The organism is Citrobacter sp. Ce006, assembly GCF_030336535.1.
Classification (GTDB): Bacteria; Pseudomonadota; Gammaproteobacteria; order Enterobacterales; family Enterobacteriaceae; genus Citrobacter; species Citrobacter europaeus.
In genome coordinates, this window is sequence record NZ_JAOWDO010000054.1 from 326890 (window position 1) to 341614 (window position 14725).

Here is a 14725-nt window from a genome sequence, read left to right on the forward strand (position 1 = left end):
GACGCTATTTCTGGTTGTAGGCCACACGTAATCCATACCCCTGCACGCCATCCTGCTCGTCGGCGCCAAACTTCTGCGCCGCTTCTTTATTGCTGGCTGGCAGAACCAGGTCCTCATTGCTGGTGTTCGTTTGCGCCCCGGTATGCCCGTTGGTACTCTGCCCGGTAAACTCCCATTGGTAGTCATACTGGGCCATCTCTTCTTCTGTAAGCTGTTCCGACATCTGGAACACGCCATCACTGTTAGCATCGCGCCAAAGCCGGAATCGATAGGTGTTATTCACAACAGGGTGCTTATCTTCTTTGTCGATCAGATTGACTGGGCTGGAAGTTTTCGATTGATAGATGAGGGGGTTCAGCGCTGAAAGCGATTCACCAACAAAGGTAATGTCGACATAGTTGCTGTCGCCGTAAGCATCCTCTTTAGCCTTCCAGCGGAAAGTGCCGGGAAGCGTGCTGGAGAGCGTAACGGTTCCCGCTGCTTTATCTCGGCTGGCAATGAATACACAGGGGGTTTCCGTGGTACATGGCGTCGCCGCTAGCGTAACTTTTTTATCATTGCTGTCGTACAGCTCAGGCGTCATGGCCTCATCGACCAGTTCATCACCGTTGCGATCGGTGGTGTCGCCCCAGGAATCGGTCAGCAGCAAGTCCATTACTACACCGTCCACACCATCGGCCTGCGCGCTGGCGCCATGACTGTGATCGCTACGATCGGCATCAGCGATGTTATCGACGATCAGCTCGATTTTACGATCCTGCTGGACGGTAATTTCCACCACGCCGGAGTTCTGCTTATTGCCCTTTTCATCCTCCAGCGTCATGCGCACCTTCCAGGTGTTCATTGCCGTTCTCTGGTCGTCGGTATCAGCATTCACCCACGCCGGCAGCACTAAATTCCAGCGATTATTATTTCCCTCGGTCAAGGCATCCGCTTTTATCACCGGCATCACTAACGTCCGGCTGGCATTATTTTTCGCCTGCCAGGAGGCAGAAATAATCTTGTAATGGTGATTAATCATCGCATTGACGGTCCACTTGCATTTTTCCAGACCAACCGCAGCTTCAGGCGTGTCTTCAATCACGCATTCAGGGTGCTCATTGGTTGAATCGGCCTTCAGCCAAAGTGCGACGTCTAACGGATCTTTCTCACGGTATTCCAGAACGATGAAGTTGTTACGCTCTACAAAATCATGACGACTGCCCATCAGCGAATGCTGTGCTTTGACGTTTTCCGGGTCGAGCTGTGCTGCCAGCGGGGTACCAAGCTGATATGTGACCGTGGCATTGACGTTGAGATCGGTGTTGTCCCCGGTTCCGGCTTTATAGTCCGCCCCCAACGTCACCATAGGTACAGGCGTATAGTTGAGACCTACGGTCACGGCATGCGGATTTTTTTGTAAATTATCGGTGCCAAATAACGCCACCTCGTCGCCATAGTACTGCTCATAAATGACTTTGCCGCCCAACTGCGGATAAAATGGCAGCCAGCTTTCTGCCCTAATATCCCAACCGCGCGCCGGGCGCTCCTCGTAAAAATCAAAATCTGCAGAATCTTTCCAGTCGGAAAGAGGATGGTAATAATTTCCGGAAAGTTTTAAATAATCAGTCCAGGCTTCGGTCCCCAGACCTAAGCGGCGGTGTCCACGGGTGAAGTCATAGTCATAAAACAGGTTACCGCCCAGCAGCCAGCTCGCGATATTCTGGCGTACACCGAAGCCTAAATTACCAATAGTACGCTCTTCTTTACGTTGGGCGGAGAATTGACTAAAGAGTACGGTACTTTCGTTGTCATACCAGGGAACAAAATAATCCAGCGAACTACCTTCAAGGTCTCCCCCTTCGCCCACGGAGAGACTGGTACGCACCTTGCCATAAGGCGACATTGCGCCCTCAAGGTATGACTGTGCTGATGAAGTGATTTGGTTTTGCAGATAGCTACGCGCCTGGGATTCCAGCGCTTCCGGCGTCAGATTTTCAAATCCCTGCGTCGCTGAGTTGGTAATGTAATCAGCGCCTTTTTCTTTAAATGATTGCCCCTTATTTTCTTGTTCTTCTTTTTCTGCGGCATCACTGGCCAGATCGGGTAGTGCGGAGAGGGTAATATTATTTTCAGAGACAGGGACGCTTATATCGGCCTCAGCGCTTACCACGCCAGACACCAATAATAAAAAGAATAAGCGTGCTCCTGACACCATAGATTATCCCTGTGTTAAAGCTTTCCTCACACAGAAAGATTATATCTACGATCTAGACCAAACTATAATTTAGCCACCTAAATATATTCCTAAAAACAGGTATTCATTTGAATTACGCGTTACTTATTTGTTTAATAGATATCGAAAGAGAATTAATATTCTCTTTCGTATGTTTATTTCAACTAAATAGAACAACTAATATAATTAATTACTAATAGAATAGATAACACGTTTTTTTGAAATAAGGCCATGACCGTGCTGGCAGAAATAATCGACTGCGCCACAGGCTTTGAGCACCTGCAGCGGCTGATTACACTCCGGACAGTGCGCTTCTAACTGAATATCTTTATTACAGTTATCACAGTGTGCCATACCGTTTTGCGGCTCCAGTTCTGCATGACAATCCGGGCAAATAATAGACATAGCGACTCCAGTACAGGGATCCATTACTGCGTAGAGTTTATCACGCTGCGTTTAATGCCGCCCGCGTAACTGCTGTAACGTTAACAGGTACTCCACTTCCTCCAGCCTGCGCTGCGTCGTGCGACTCACTTCCTGTGGGCTGCGTTCAAACAGACTGTGCTCGCCCAGAATATGCTCCGCCAGACAATGGGCATAAATGCTACCGGGAAGGCGCCAGCATCGCACAACATTACCCTCAATCAGTTCGAGCACATCCTCGGCACCTCGACGGTCATGGCTGATGATACGGCCGTCGCGCAGATAAAGGCGCAGGCCTTTTTGTCCACCAGCAGGCCCTGCGTATTTATTCAGCCAGATATCCAGCGGTATACCGCTAATCTGTCCCTGCAGATGTGCCTCTCCTTCCGCCGTGGTCAGGTCGCCTTCTACGATATCGCGTCCCAGACGGTCTTTAGCGCTCATCACCTGCAAGCTCATGCTGTCATTGCCGCCCAGATAACGCGCTGTTTCACGCAGCATTGCCAGTACATGCGTGCCAATGTCCAGAATCACACCGTCCGGATGACGGAGTTCACGCGTATCCGGCTCACCGGTGGCAAAGTTGAGCGCGATGGGTTCACCAGCAGCGTTAAACCCGCTCGGTTCCTGTAAGAAGCCTTCGATTTTAACAACGTCCGAAAAGTGAGAGACCAGTGCCGGTTGTGGATTATCGCCCTGCCACTGCGCGCCGAGTTTACCCAACGCCAGCCGCATTGCGCCATTGCGCGCCATCCAGTGGTCGAGCGCCAGCACGCGGTCGGCAGCACCGGGTTGAGCCAGCAGCATTTTCAGTTTTTCAATTTGGGAAAGCGTGGCGACAATAGGCTTTTCGACCACGATACGTGCAATGGGCGCGGCCAGCGCCTGTTCAAGCACATCAAGGTGGTGCAGGGATGCGGTGGTGATAAACAGGGTATCAAGCGGTGTGGCAAGAAGTTCAGCGAGTGACGCGCAGCGTGCCACGTCTGCAAACTGCTTTACGGGTTGGACATCAAAACCCACGCAGCGGAGTGAATCACCGAACATATGACGTAATGCGGGCAAGTATGCCGTTTCAACAACTGCGCCAAGCCCAACAAACCCTAACAACATGTTCTCACCTCAAAAATTGAATGGCCGGGACATAACGTCTGCCCCGGCACAATCGAGGTGTTATCAGGCGCTAGTTGCCGGTTTAGATTGCGTATTCTCCAGCATGCGACGAATCGGAACAATGAGGACGATCAGTACCGCGGCGCAGATCAGCAGCGCAATCGAGCAGCGAGCGAAGAGATCCGGCAGCATATCCAGTTGGTCAGCCTTCACATGGCCGCCAATCAAACCTGCGGCCAGGTTACCCAGCGCACTGGCGCAGAACCACAGGCCCATCATCTGCCCACGCATTCTTTCCGGAGCCAGCAGCGTCATTGTCGCCAGACCGATCGGACTCAGGCACAGCTCACCAAGCGTCAGCATCAGGATGCTGCCCACCAGCCAGAATGGAGAAACGCCTGCACCGCCGTTACTGAGAACGTTTTGCGCCGCCAGCATCATCAGGCCAAAGCCTGCCGCCGCGCAGAGAATGCCAATAACGAACTTGGTAATGCTGCTCGGGCGAATGTTCATGCTCGCCAGTTTCGGCCATGCCCAGCTAAATACCGGCGCCAGCAGGATGATAAACAGCGCGTTTATCGACTGGAACCACACCGCCGGGATTTCAAAATCACCGATCATACGGTTAGTGTAGTCGTTGGCAAACAGGTTGAACGAGGTCGGTTTCTGCTCAAACGCGGACCAGAAGAACGCGGCGGAAACCAGCAGGATAAAGCAGACCAGCAGTCTGGCGCGCTCTTTGCGGTTCAGACCGGCAAAGATGAACAGGTAGATAAAGTAGAGTGCAACGGAGGCGGCAATCACGTATACCAGCATGCTGGCAACCGCGACCGGATTAATGACAATCACGCCCTGCGCAATCAGCGTAACAATAACTGCCACACCGACGGCCAGCGCCAGCAGCCACGCGCCCACGCAGTTACGTTTCACAACCGGGCTGTTCCAGGTGGAGTCGAGTCCCACCTCGCTGTCGTAGCGTTTCATCGATGGAACGGCAAATACGCGGAAAATGATCAGCGCCACCAACATTCCGATACCACCGATGCCAAAGCCCCAGTGCCAGCCGTGGGTTTTAATCAGCCAACCGGAGATCAGCGGCGCGATAAACGACCCCATGTTGATGCCCATGTAGAACAGCGAGAACCCGCCGTCGCGACGCGCATCGCCTTTTTTATACAGCGTGCCAACCATGACCGAAATACAGGTCTTGAACAGACCGGAACCGAGCACGATAAACATCAGGCCGATAAAGAACAGGTTGTTACCCATAATGGCCGAGAGCGCAATCGACAGGTGGCCGAGCGCAATCAGAATGGAACCGTACCACACCGCTTTCTGTTGGCCGAGCCAGTTATCCGCCAGCCAGCCACCCGGCAGTGCGGCAAGATACATCGTACCGGCAAAGATACCCACAATCGCCGAGGCGTTTTCACGAGCCAGCCCCATGCCGCCGTCATAGACGGTTGCCGCCATAAACAGGATCAGTAACGGGCGAATGCCATAAAACGAGAAGCGCTCCCACATCTCTGTGAAAAACAGCGAGCCGAGCGGATAAGGATGGCCGAAGAAAGTTCGGCTTTCTTTTTGATTAACAGAGGATTGCATAATTCTCCCGAAAGTTATGTCGTCGTGCGTATAAACACCGCGATGTACGCCAGCCAGTTACGTATCTGACCGATTTTTTACATGCGGCGAAAAGTTATTTAACCATTTGATAACCTAAGGCTAGTTTTGTCTAGTACCAGCCCCCGGACTTTAAGATGAAAACTCGACAAATGTCTACTTTCTTAGATTTAAACTTGGTAAAAAACGAATAGTAATTGACATCGCACGGGTTGAGGCAGGCGATGGATTAGCGAAAAAAAACCCGCGACAGGCGCGGGTTTTTATCAGCATCAGCAACGGTTACTTGCTTTTTTTAATGTGCTTAATCAAACGCTTACGCTTACGCATCTGAGTCGGGGTCAGCGTATTGCGTTTGTTCGCAAACGGGTTTTCCCCCTCTTTGAACTGAATACGGATCGGCGTGCCCATCACGTCCAAAGATTTACGGAAATAGTTCATCAGATAGCGTTTGTAGGAATCCGGCAGGTCTTTGACCTGGTTACCGTGGATCACCACGATTGGCGGGTTATAACCACCGGCGTGAGCATATTTCAGCTTCACACGACGACCACGGACCAGCGGCGGCTGATGATCTTCTACCGCCATAGTCATGATGCGCGTCAGCATCGCGGTGCTGACGCGACGGGTGGAGCTGTCATACGCTTCGCGGACCGATTCAAACAGATTCCCCACACCGCTGCCGTGCAGCGCAGAGATAAAGTGTACGCGCGCAAAATCAATAAAGCCCAGACGGAAGTCCAGCGTCTCTTTGACCTGCTCTTTCACTTCCTGCGTCAGGCCATCCCACTTGTTGACCACGATAACAAGTGAGCGCCCACTATTGAGGATAAAGCCCAGCAGTGACAGGTCCTGATCGGAAATACCTTCGCGCGCGTCAATCACCAGCATCACCACGTTGGCATCTTCAATCGCCTGCAGCGTTTTGATAACGGAGAATTTTTCTACCGCTTCGGTAATTTTGCCGCGCTTACGCACGCCCGCGGTATCGATGAGCACATATTCGCGCTCATCGCGCTGCATCGGAATATAAATACTGTCACGCGTCGTCCCAGGCATGTCGTAAACCACTACGCGGTCTTCGCCGAGAATACGGTTAGTAAGCGTGGACTTACCTACGTTCGGTCGACCCACAATCGCCAGTTTGATCGGCAGATCCTGCGGGTTGAAGTCGTCCTCAGGCTCTTCTTCGCCGTTTTCTTCGGCTTCCAGTTGCGCCCAATATTCTGCGTCTTCATCCACGTCTTCCTGAGGGGCAACGTCATCCATCCACGGCAGCAGAACATGCTCCAGCAGGCTGAGGACGCCACGGCCATGGGATGCCGCGATCGGATAAATTTCCCCCAGACCCAACGAGTAGAAATCGACAACCGCCTGGTCAGGATCGAGTCCGTCAGTTTTGTTGGCGACCAGGAACGTCGGTTTCTGGCGAGAACGCAGATGTTTCGCAATAGCTTCATCCGCAGGCATCAGGCCAGCACGCGCATCCACCATGAACAGCACAACGTCCGCTTCTTCAATAGCCAACAGCGACTGTTCCGCCATACGAGTTTCAACACCGTCTTCGGTGCCATCAATACCGCCGGTATCAATACAGATAAACTCGCGGCCTTCAATTTCCGCACGACCGTACTTACGGTCACGAGTCAGACCCGGGAAATCCGCAACCAGCGCATCTCGGGTGCGAGTTAGACGGTTAAATAACGTGGATTTGCCAACGTTAGGGCGCCCGACAAGCGCGACCACAGGTACCATGTTTAAAGCCTCATTTAAAAAATCATCAGACAACGGGCACATTTTGCGCCGTTGTTAAAAACAGTAAAACGGCCCCTGCACCAGGAGCCGTTTTTCAAAGCGAGCGGCCGGGACGATTAACGCGTAATAGAGTACAGCGTACCGTCTTTCGCCTGGATCAGCAGTTTACCATCAGCAGAGACCGGCTCGGTCAGGAAACCAGAGCTGTCAACTTTCTGCTGGGCAACAAAACGGCCATCGTCAACGTTAATCCAGTGCAGGTAGCCTTCGCTATCACCGACGACCAGATTGCCATTATACAATACCGGGGACGTCAGCAGACGGTGCAGCAGATCGCTTTGCGTCCACAGCGTCACGCCGCCGTCGGTGGTCAGTGCCAGTACGCGGTCGTTCTGGTCAACCAGGTAGATACGGTTGCCGTCGACGATAAAATCATTCACCGAGCCCAGTTCACGTTTCCACATAATCTGGCCGCTGCGCAGATCCAGCGCCGTCAGGTTACCATTATAAGCCAGCGCATAAACAACGCCATTGACGATAACCGGCGTGGTATCAACGTCACTGAGACGATCGATTTCCGTTGGACCTGTCGCCTGAGAAATACGTTGCTGCCAAATCATCTGGCCCTGCTGCATCAGCACTGCGCTCACGCGACCGTTATCACCGCCGACAATAGCTGCGCCAAAGGCGGTCGCTGGGGCAGATTCGCCGCGCAGTGACAGAGAAGGCATGTCGAGGTTAACGGTCCATTTGATAGCACCATCAGCTTCGTTCAAGGCCTGCAACTGACCGTTGCTGGTGTGGATTAATACCACGCCATCGCTCACAACAGGGCGAGACAGCGCTTCACCGGCAACTTTCGTCTGCCACGCAGTGGTCCCGTCGCTGGTATTCAACGCATAAACCTGTGCTTTTTCGCTGCCAATGTAAACATGTCCGCCGGACACGGTTACACCGCCAGAAAGCTGTGCAGATGCGCGGGAGAACCAGCCGTCTTTCTCACCCAGATTAACAGACCAGACTTCTTTGCCGTCGTCCGCATTCAACGCCTTAACGACACCGGCGCGATCGGCTGCATAGACAACGTTATCCGCCAGCGCAGGATGAAGATTGGAATAGAAATCACCAATACCGTTGCCTACGGAGGTGCTCCAGTCCGTAGACGGAGTAAACTGGTTCTCAACCACCGGTAATGGGGACATCTTAACGACATCTTCTTCGCCACTAAACAGTGAACAGCCGCTCAATAGGGTAACGGAAAGCAGCCCTGGCAGAAGTAATTTACGCAATTGCATCGGGTCCCTCTCAGATGGACAAATTATTGATTTTCATCTGCATCATTTCGCTCAGAGCAGGAGAGGCATCGCTTTTCACGCCCGCTTCCCATGCGCTACGCGCACCTTGTTTGTCGCCTTTGCTCAGCAACGCTTCACCGCGCAGATCGGCAACAATGGCCGTCCAGCCTTCACCTTTAATGGTGTCGAGCGTTTTCAGCGCGGTATCGGCTTGTTTAAGCTGAACCTGAACACGAGCCAGACGCAGGTTGATCACCGCTTTGAGGTTTTCATCGCTGGTTGCAGCTAAGCCTTGTTGCAGTTGGCTTGCGGCTTTCTCAAGTTCATTTTGGTCAACAAACTGCTGCGCCAGTTCCAGAGAAGCTAACGCGCCGTAGGTATTTTTGTTTTCTGCGGCAAATTTCTCTGCAGCAGGAAGACTGTCCGGTTTACCCGCGCTAACCGCAGTCACCGTATTTTGATACGCCAGGGAAGCAGAGCGTGCGGACTCCGTCTGATGGCTGGTCCAGTAACGCCAGCCAACCAGCGCGCCAACCCCTAAAATGATCCCAACAGCCAGCGCTTTGCCATTTTCAGCAAAGAAGCGTTTTACCGCATCAACCTGGTCGTTTTCGTTCTCGTAAATTTCCACGCTGTCCTTCTCCTTAGCCCAGTAGAGTGCGCAAATGCGCGGCAACGCTATCCTGCGCTACTGCCGTTTGCTCACCAGAGCGCAAATCCTTCACTACAACAGTACCGTCAGCCACTTCGGACTCGCCCAGTACCAGTGCAACGCGGGCGCCCCACTTATCGGCGCGGGCAAACTGTTTCTTAAAGTTGCCGCCGCCGTGGTTGGTCATTAGTTTCACACCTGGAACTTCATCGCGCAGACGTTCTGCAAGCCGCATTGCCGCCGACTGCGTGTCCGTCCCCGAAGCGACCAGGTATATATCGACAACAGGGGAGGCAATAAATTCCGGATTAACTGCCTGAACTAACAAAACAAGACGTTCCAGACCCATGGCAAAGCCCACGGCCGGGGTTGCACGACCGCCAAGTTGCTCAACCAGACCGTCGTAACGCCCACCGGCGCACACGGTACCCTGAGAGCCCAGGCTACTGGTGACCCACTCAAATACGGTGCGGTTGTAGTAATCAAGACCACGAACCAGGCGCTGATTGACGGTATAGGCAATACCTGCGGACTCCAGCAGTTTGCACAGACCCGCGAAGTGCTCGCGAGAGTCGTCATCCAGATAGTCGCCGAGTGCAGGCGCGTCGTTGAGCAGCGCCTGTACTTCCGGGTTTTTGGAGTCGAGAACGCGCAGCGGGTTGGTGTACATACGACGCTTGCAGTCTTCGTCCAGTTTCTCTTTGTGCAGTTCCAGGTAGGCGACCAGCGCATCACGGTAGTTTGCGCGGGCTTCAAGCGAACCGATTGAGTTCAGCTCCAGGCTGACATGCTGAGAAATACCCAGCGCGCGCCACCAGCGAGCAGTCAGCATGATCAGTTCCGCATCGATATCCGGGCCTTGCAGGCCAAACACTTCGACACCCAACTGATGGAATTGACGATAGCGTCCCTTCTGCGGACGTTCGTGGCGGAACATCGGCCCGATATACCACAGACGCTGTTCCTGATTGTACAGGAGACCATGTTCGATGCCGGCGCGTACGCAGCCCGCAGTCCCTTCAGGACGCAACGTCAGGCTGTCGCCATTACGGTCCTCAAAGGTATACATCTCTTTTTCAACCACGTCGGTGACTTCACCGATCGCGCGTTTGAATAACGGGGTCTGCTCTACAATCGGCAAGCGGATTTCACTGTAACCGTAGCTACCGAGCACGTTTTTGAGAGTGCCTTCAATGCGCTGCCAGATGGCGGTTTCGCCAGGCAGATAATCGTTCATGCCGCGAATGGCTTGAATGTTTTTTGCCACGTTTATTCTCTTTATGAATATAAAAATGAACCCTCAGCGCTAACCCGAACAATACGGGCGCCATGCGGGTTCAATCATACACGGGAAGCACGCCGCTTCCCATCACGTTGTTATTTTTCAAGCTGCTGCACGTCGATACGACGCGCTTCGTCCAGGATGCTTGCTTTAGCGCGAATGCGGGTTTCAAGCTGCGTAATCATGTCGTCGTTATCGATTCTGTCCTTACGCACGCCGTCTTCATACAGACCGCTTTTCTTGTTACCGCCCGTCACGCCCAGCGTAGAAACCAGCGCTTCCCCAGGACCGTTTACCACGCAACCAATGATCGAAACGTCCATTGGCGTAATGATATCTTCCAGACGTTGCTCCAGCGCGTTAACCGTACCGATAACGTCAAACTCCTGTCGCGAACAGGTTGGGCAAGCGATGAAGTTGATCCCGCGCGCGCGAATGCGCAACGATTTCAGAATATCGAAGCCTACTTTGATCTCTTCCACCGGATCGGCCGCCAGAGAAACACGCAGCGTGTCGCCGATCCCTTCAGATAACAGCAGGCCAAGGCCGATGGCGGACTTCACCGAACCGCTACGCAGGCCACCGGCTTCGGTGATCCCAAGATGCAGCGGTTGATCGATCTGTTTCGCCAGCAGGCGATAGGATTCAACGGCGAGGAAAACGTCAGACGCTTTAACGCTGACTTTGAATTGATCGAAGTTCAGACGATCGAGGTGATCTACGTGGCGCATAGCGGATTCCAGCAGCGCCTGCGGCGTAGGTTCACCGTATTTTTCCTGCAGATCTTTTTCCAGCGATCCGGCGTTGACGCCGATGCGGATAGGAATATTTTTATCACGAGCGCAGTCCACTACCATGCGAATACGCTCTTCATTACCGATATTGCCAGGGTTAATACGCAGACAATCAACGCCGTATTCCGCCACCTTCAGCGCGATACGATAGTCGAAATGAATATCGGCAACCAGCGGGACGTTAACCTGCTGTTTGATAAGCTTGAACGCTTCTGCGGCATCCATTGTCGGTACAGAGACACGAACAATATCTGCGCCTACGCGTTCCAGCGCTTTGATCTGATTAACCGTCGCTTCCACATCCGTGGTGCGCGTATTGGTCATCGACTGTACGGCGATGGGCGCGCCATCGCCGATCGGCACGTTCCCAACGTAAATGCGTGTCGATTTTCTACGTTGAATTGGAGCCTGGTTATGCATTAAAAAATCTCCCGCATTGCCGTCTGTTACTGAGCCGGTGATTGTTCGGCATTAACGGTCAGACGCGCAACCTGGTTAGTTCTGATAAAACGACTCAGATCGACAGGTTTACCCTGGAACTGAATCTGCACTGCCGCCGGAGCGCCAATTTTCAGTTTGTACGGCGCCTGACCGGTCAGGTTCAGATTGCCGTCTTTACGCTGCATCCCGCTGAACAGTTTTTTACCGGTCGCATCGGTGACTTCCAGCCAGCAATCGGCGGTAAAGTTCATCACCAGCGCGTTAGGATCGGCAGCTGGCGTCGTCACGCCAGCCTGATCGGTCGGCAGCGGTGCTGCGGTTGCGGTATCGACGTTAGCCTGAGAAGGCGCCACAACGGCGTTCTGCTGCGCATCAGCGGCAGGTGCCGGGGTCGCCGCATCTGCCGTAGGCGCTGCGTCCGCCACTGCACCATCGTCCGGTGCCGGAGTCGCCTCCTGGCCCGCTGCGGCGCTGGTATCTAACGGTACGTTCTGCGCACCCTCTTTACCGGCATTCAGCTCAGCGGAGGATTGATCGGCCATGGTGGTGATCTCTTCCTGCTGCGCTTTATGGTTTTGCCACCACCAGGCGCCTGTCAGCCCAACAACGACAAACAGTACCAGCCAGGTAAAGGTCATTAACCAGCCGTCGCGTTTCTTACGACGCTTACCGAGCGAGAAGCTCTGCATCGGCGCGACTTTGGCAGGACGAATCGGAGCCTGTTTTTCCAGCCCTGGCAACAGTTCTTCTTCAGGAATATGCACCAGACGCGCATAAGAACGGATGTACCCGCGCAGGAATGTTGAAGCGAGATCGGCTGGCGCCTTATCTTCTTCAATATCGCGTACCGTGGAGACCTTCAGGCAAAGTCGCTCCGCGACTGCCTGCTGGCTGAATCCGAGTTGTTCACGGGCATTGCGCAGACGAACGCCGGTGGATAGTGCTTCATTTTTGTCGTGCGTGGCTTCAGTATTCATTCGCTACAGCTGCGTAAATTTGGGTTCTGATGCCGGCGAGCCACAATGCTCACCCACACCGCGAAACATCTGGTCAGTTAACCTTCGTCAGACAGTATAAAACGGTCAGACTATCAATGACAAAACAGCGTAAGCCTGAGGGCTAAACGCTTGTTGCGCCGTTACATACTGCCTTAAAGTCGACAAAAACGCACCGTTATTATTGACCTGACGACGACAACAAAAAACCTCATATGGCTTACATTACACTACGGTACATGAATTGTACCGTAGTGCACTCAACATCAAACGGTCTTAATGTCGATAGCGTCGCCCTGCATACGCTTACGCAGAGTACGCTTGGTACGGTCGATAACGTCGCCCGCCAGCTGACCGCAGGCAGCATCGATGTCATCGCCACGTGTTTTACGCACGATGGTAGTAAAACCATAGCTCATCAACACTTTGGAGAAACGATCGATACGGCTGTTAGAGCTACGACCATACGGCGCGCCCGGGAACGGGTTCCACGGGATCAGGTTAATTTTACACGGCGTATCTTTCAGCAGCTCGGCCAACTGATGCGCGTGTTCAGTGCCATCATTGATGTGATCTAACATCACATACTCAATGGTCACACGTCCCTGGTTAGCGTTGGATTTCTCCAGATAACGACGAACCGCACCAAGGAATGTTTCGATATTGTACTTTTTATTGATAGGTACAATTTCGTCACGAATTTCATCGTTCGGCGCATGCAGAGAAATTGCCAGCGCGACGTCAATCATATCGCCCAGCTTATCCAGCGCAGGGACCACGCCTGACGTGGAGAGCGTGACGCGGCGCTTGGACAGCCCGAAACCGAAGTCATCCAGCATGATTTCCATCGCCGGCACCACGTTAGTCAGGTTGAGCAGCGGCTCGCCCATCCCCATCATTACCACGTTGGTAATAGGACGCACGCCCGTAGCCTTCACCGCCCCGACGATTTTCGCCGCGCGCCAGACCTGACCAATGATCTCCGATACCCGCAGGTTACGGTTGAAGCCCTGTTGCGCCGTAGAGCAGAATTTACACTCTAATGCACAACCGACCTGTGAAGAAACACACAGGGTCGCGCGATCGTCTTCCGGGATATACACCGTTTCAACGCGCTGATCGCCAACTGCAATGGCCCATTTGATCGTACCGTCAGAAGAACGCTGCTCTTCCACCACTTCCGGGGCGCGAATTTCAGCCACTTCTTTCAGCTTGTTACGCAGCACCTTATTGATGTCAGTCATGTCATCAAAGTTATCGCTGCAATAGTGGTACATCCACTTCATGACCTGATCGGCACGAAACGGTTTTTCGCCCATCTCTTTGAAGAATTCGCGCATTTGCTGACGGTTCAGATCCAGCAGGTTAATTTTTCCATTTTTATTTGGAACCGCAGGAATGACGACTTCAGAGGTGTTAACTAATTCAGACATAATTTTTTCCGGCCTCGTTGTTACACGTTATGGCCCGTGGAGGGTTAAAAAGAAACGCCCCGGCAAGCGATCTGCTCTTCCGGGGCGTTGCATTGTACAAAGTCTGGCGCAGGGATGCCACGTTTGCACGAAGCATTAGCGAAAATAATATGTAAAGGAAGATCGTAGGCCTGATAAGACGCATCAGCGGCGCCATCAGGCAAAGCAGAGCCGGATGCGCAAACGCTTATCCGGCCTACAGGACGAGCTTATCAGCGAGTGCGCGGGCAAACCTCGCCTTCACCAAAGAAATAGGCGATTTCGCGCGCTGCAGATTCAACGGAATCAGAACCGTGAGTACCGTTCTCGGTGAAGCTGTCAGCGTAGTCTGCGCGCAGAGTACCCGCCAACGCATTTGCCGGGTTGGTTGCGCCGAGCAGGTCGCGGTGACGCTGTACGGCATTTTCGCTTTCCAGAACAGAAACAACGATCGGACCGGAAGTCATGAATTCAACCAGACCGTCAAAGAATGGCTTGCCGTCATGCTCAGCATAGAAGCCGCGCGCCTGCTCAACGGTCAGGTGCAGCATTTTAGTACCGACAATTTTGAACCCTGCTGCTTCAAAGCGCGCAAAGATGCTGCCAATAACGTTTTTTGCCACCGCGTTTGGTTTGATGATGGAAAAAGTACGTTCAATAGCCATGATTACCTCTGAAAAAGATGT

12 protein-coding genes are annotated in these 14725 nt (G+C 53.1%); all 12 read right to left on the reverse strand.

All coding sequences use genetic code 11. The annotated features are described in order from the left end of the window. Positions 1 to 4 precede the first annotated feature (4 nt). Positions 5 to 2197 carry an intimin-like inverse autotransporter SinH gene (gene sinH / locus OGV94_RS03105; protein WP_043017180.1) on the reverse strand — a complete coding sequence of 731 codons (2193 nt, stop codon included), beginning with the start codon at positions 2195 to 2197 and terminating at the stop codon, positions 5 to 7. Between the two features lie 204 nt (positions 2198 to 2401). Continuing rightward, positions 2402 to 2620 carry a zinc ribbon domain-containing protein gene (locus OGV94_RS03110; protein WP_043017181.1) on the reverse strand — a complete coding sequence of 73 codons (219 nt, stop codon included), beginning with the start codon at positions 2618 to 2620 and terminating at the stop codon, positions 2402 to 2404. 51 nt (positions 2621 to 2671) lie between these two features. Then, positions 2672 to 3751: a Gfo/Idh/MocA family oxidoreductase gene (locus tag OGV94_RS03115; protein ID WP_080626244.1), complete on the reverse strand. Its 1080-nt coding sequence runs from the start codon at positions 3749 to 3751 to the stop codon at positions 2672 to 2674. A 63-nt stretch (positions 3752 to 3814) separates the two neighbouring features. After that, positions 3815 to 5356, reverse strand: coding sequence for a peptide MFS transporter (locus OGV94_RS03120; protein ID WP_286522565.1), 1542 nt, complete (start codon positions 5354 to 5356; stop codon positions 3815 to 3817). A 300-nt stretch (positions 5357 to 5656) separates the two neighbouring features. After that, positions 5657 to 7129 (reverse strand): ribosome biogenesis GTPase Der, encoded by a 1473-nt coding sequence (der, locus tag OGV94_RS03125; protein WP_047409536.1) that lies wholly within the window; start codon positions 7127 to 7129, stop codon positions 5657 to 5659. Between the two features lie 116 nt (positions 7130 to 7245). Then, positions 7246 to 8424: an outer membrane protein assembly factor BamB gene (gene bamB, locus OGV94_RS03130; RefSeq protein WP_016153997.1), complete on the reverse strand. Its 1179-nt coding sequence runs from the start codon at positions 8422 to 8424 to the stop codon at positions 7246 to 7248. A 10-nt stretch (positions 8425 to 8434) separates the two neighbouring features. Beyond that, positions 8435 to 9055 (reverse strand): YfgM family protein, encoded by a 621-nt coding sequence (locus OGV94_RS03135; RefSeq protein WP_043017184.1) that lies wholly within the window; start codon positions 9053 to 9055, stop codon positions 8435 to 8437. 13 nt (positions 9056 to 9068) lie between these two features. Beyond that, positions 9069 to 10343 carry a histidine--tRNA ligase gene (gene hisS, locus OGV94_RS03140; RefSeq protein ID WP_043017185.1) on the reverse strand — a complete coding sequence of 425 codons (1275 nt, stop codon included), beginning with the start codon at positions 10341 to 10343 and terminating at the stop codon, positions 9069 to 9071. Positions 10344 to 10453: 110 nt separating this feature from the next. Beyond that, the gene (gene ispG, locus OGV94_RS03145; protein WP_043017186.1) at positions 10454 to 11572 is read right to left on the reverse strand and encodes a flavodoxin-dependent (E)-4-hydroxy-3-methylbut-2-enyl-diphosphate synthase; all 1119 of its coding nucleotides are present in this window, start codon (positions 11570 to 11572) and stop codon (positions 10454 to 10456) included. Positions 11573 to 11598: 26 nt separating this feature from the next. Further along, on the reverse strand, positions 11599 to 12570 hold the full coding sequence (rodZ, locus tag OGV94_RS03150; RefSeq protein ID WP_286522567.1) for a cytoskeleton protein RodZ: 972 nt from the start codon (positions 12568 to 12570) through the stop codon (positions 11599 to 11601). Between the two features lie 284 nt (positions 12571 to 12854). Beyond that, positions 12855 to 14021, reverse strand: coding sequence for a dual-specificity RNA methyltransferase RlmN (gene rlmN / locus OGV94_RS03155; protein WP_003037713.1), 1167 nt, complete (start codon positions 14019 to 14021; stop codon positions 12855 to 12857). Between the two features lie 251 nt (positions 14022 to 14272). Continuing rightward, positions 14273 to 14704, reverse strand: a complete 432-nt coding sequence (ndk, locus tag OGV94_RS03160) for a nucleoside-diphosphate kinase (RefSeq protein WP_003037710.1) — start codon at positions 14702 to 14704, stop codon at positions 14273 to 14275. Positions 14705 to 14725: the final 21 nt, after the last annotated feature.

Excerpts from the sequence above, each read along its gene's own strand:
- OGV94_RS03120 (WP_286522565.1), bottom strand. The coding sequence starts at position 5,356 with ATGCAATCCTCTGTTAATCAAAAAGAAAGCCGAACTTTCTTCGGCCAT.
- OGV94_RS03115 (WP_080626244.1), bottom strand. The coding sequence starts at position 3,751 with ATGTTGTTAGGGTTTGTTGGGCTTGGCGCAGTTGTTGAAACGGCATAC.
- rlmN (WP_003037713.1), bottom strand. The coding sequence starts at position 14,021 with ATGTCTGAATTAGTTAACACCTCTGAAGTCGTCATTCCTGCGGTTCCA.
- ndk (WP_003037710.1), bottom strand. The coding sequence starts at position 14,704 with ATGGCTATTGAACGTACTTTTTCCATCATCAAACCAAACGCGGTGGCA.
- sinH (WP_043017180.1), bottom strand. The coding sequence starts at position 2,197 with ATGGTGTCAGGAGCACGCTTATTCTTTTTATTATTGGTGTCTGGCGTG.
- OGV94_RS03110 (WP_043017181.1), bottom strand. The coding sequence starts at position 2,620 with ATGTCTATTATTTGCCCGGATTGTCATGCAGAACTGGAGCCGCAAAAC.
- der (WP_047409536.1), bottom strand. The coding sequence starts at position 7,129 with ATGGTACCTGTGGTCGCGCTTGTCGGGCGCCCTAACGTTGGCAAATCC.
- rodZ (WP_286522567.1), bottom strand. The coding sequence starts at position 12,570 with ATGAATACTGAAGCCACGCACGACAAAAATGAAGCACTATCCACCGGC.
- ispG (WP_043017186.1), bottom strand. The coding sequence starts at position 11,572 with ATGCATAACCAGGCTCCAATTCAACGTAGAAAATCGACACGCATTTAC.
- bamB (WP_016153997.1), bottom strand. The coding sequence starts at position 8,424 with ATGCAATTGCGTAAATTACTTCTGCCAGGGCTGCTTTCCGTTACCCTA.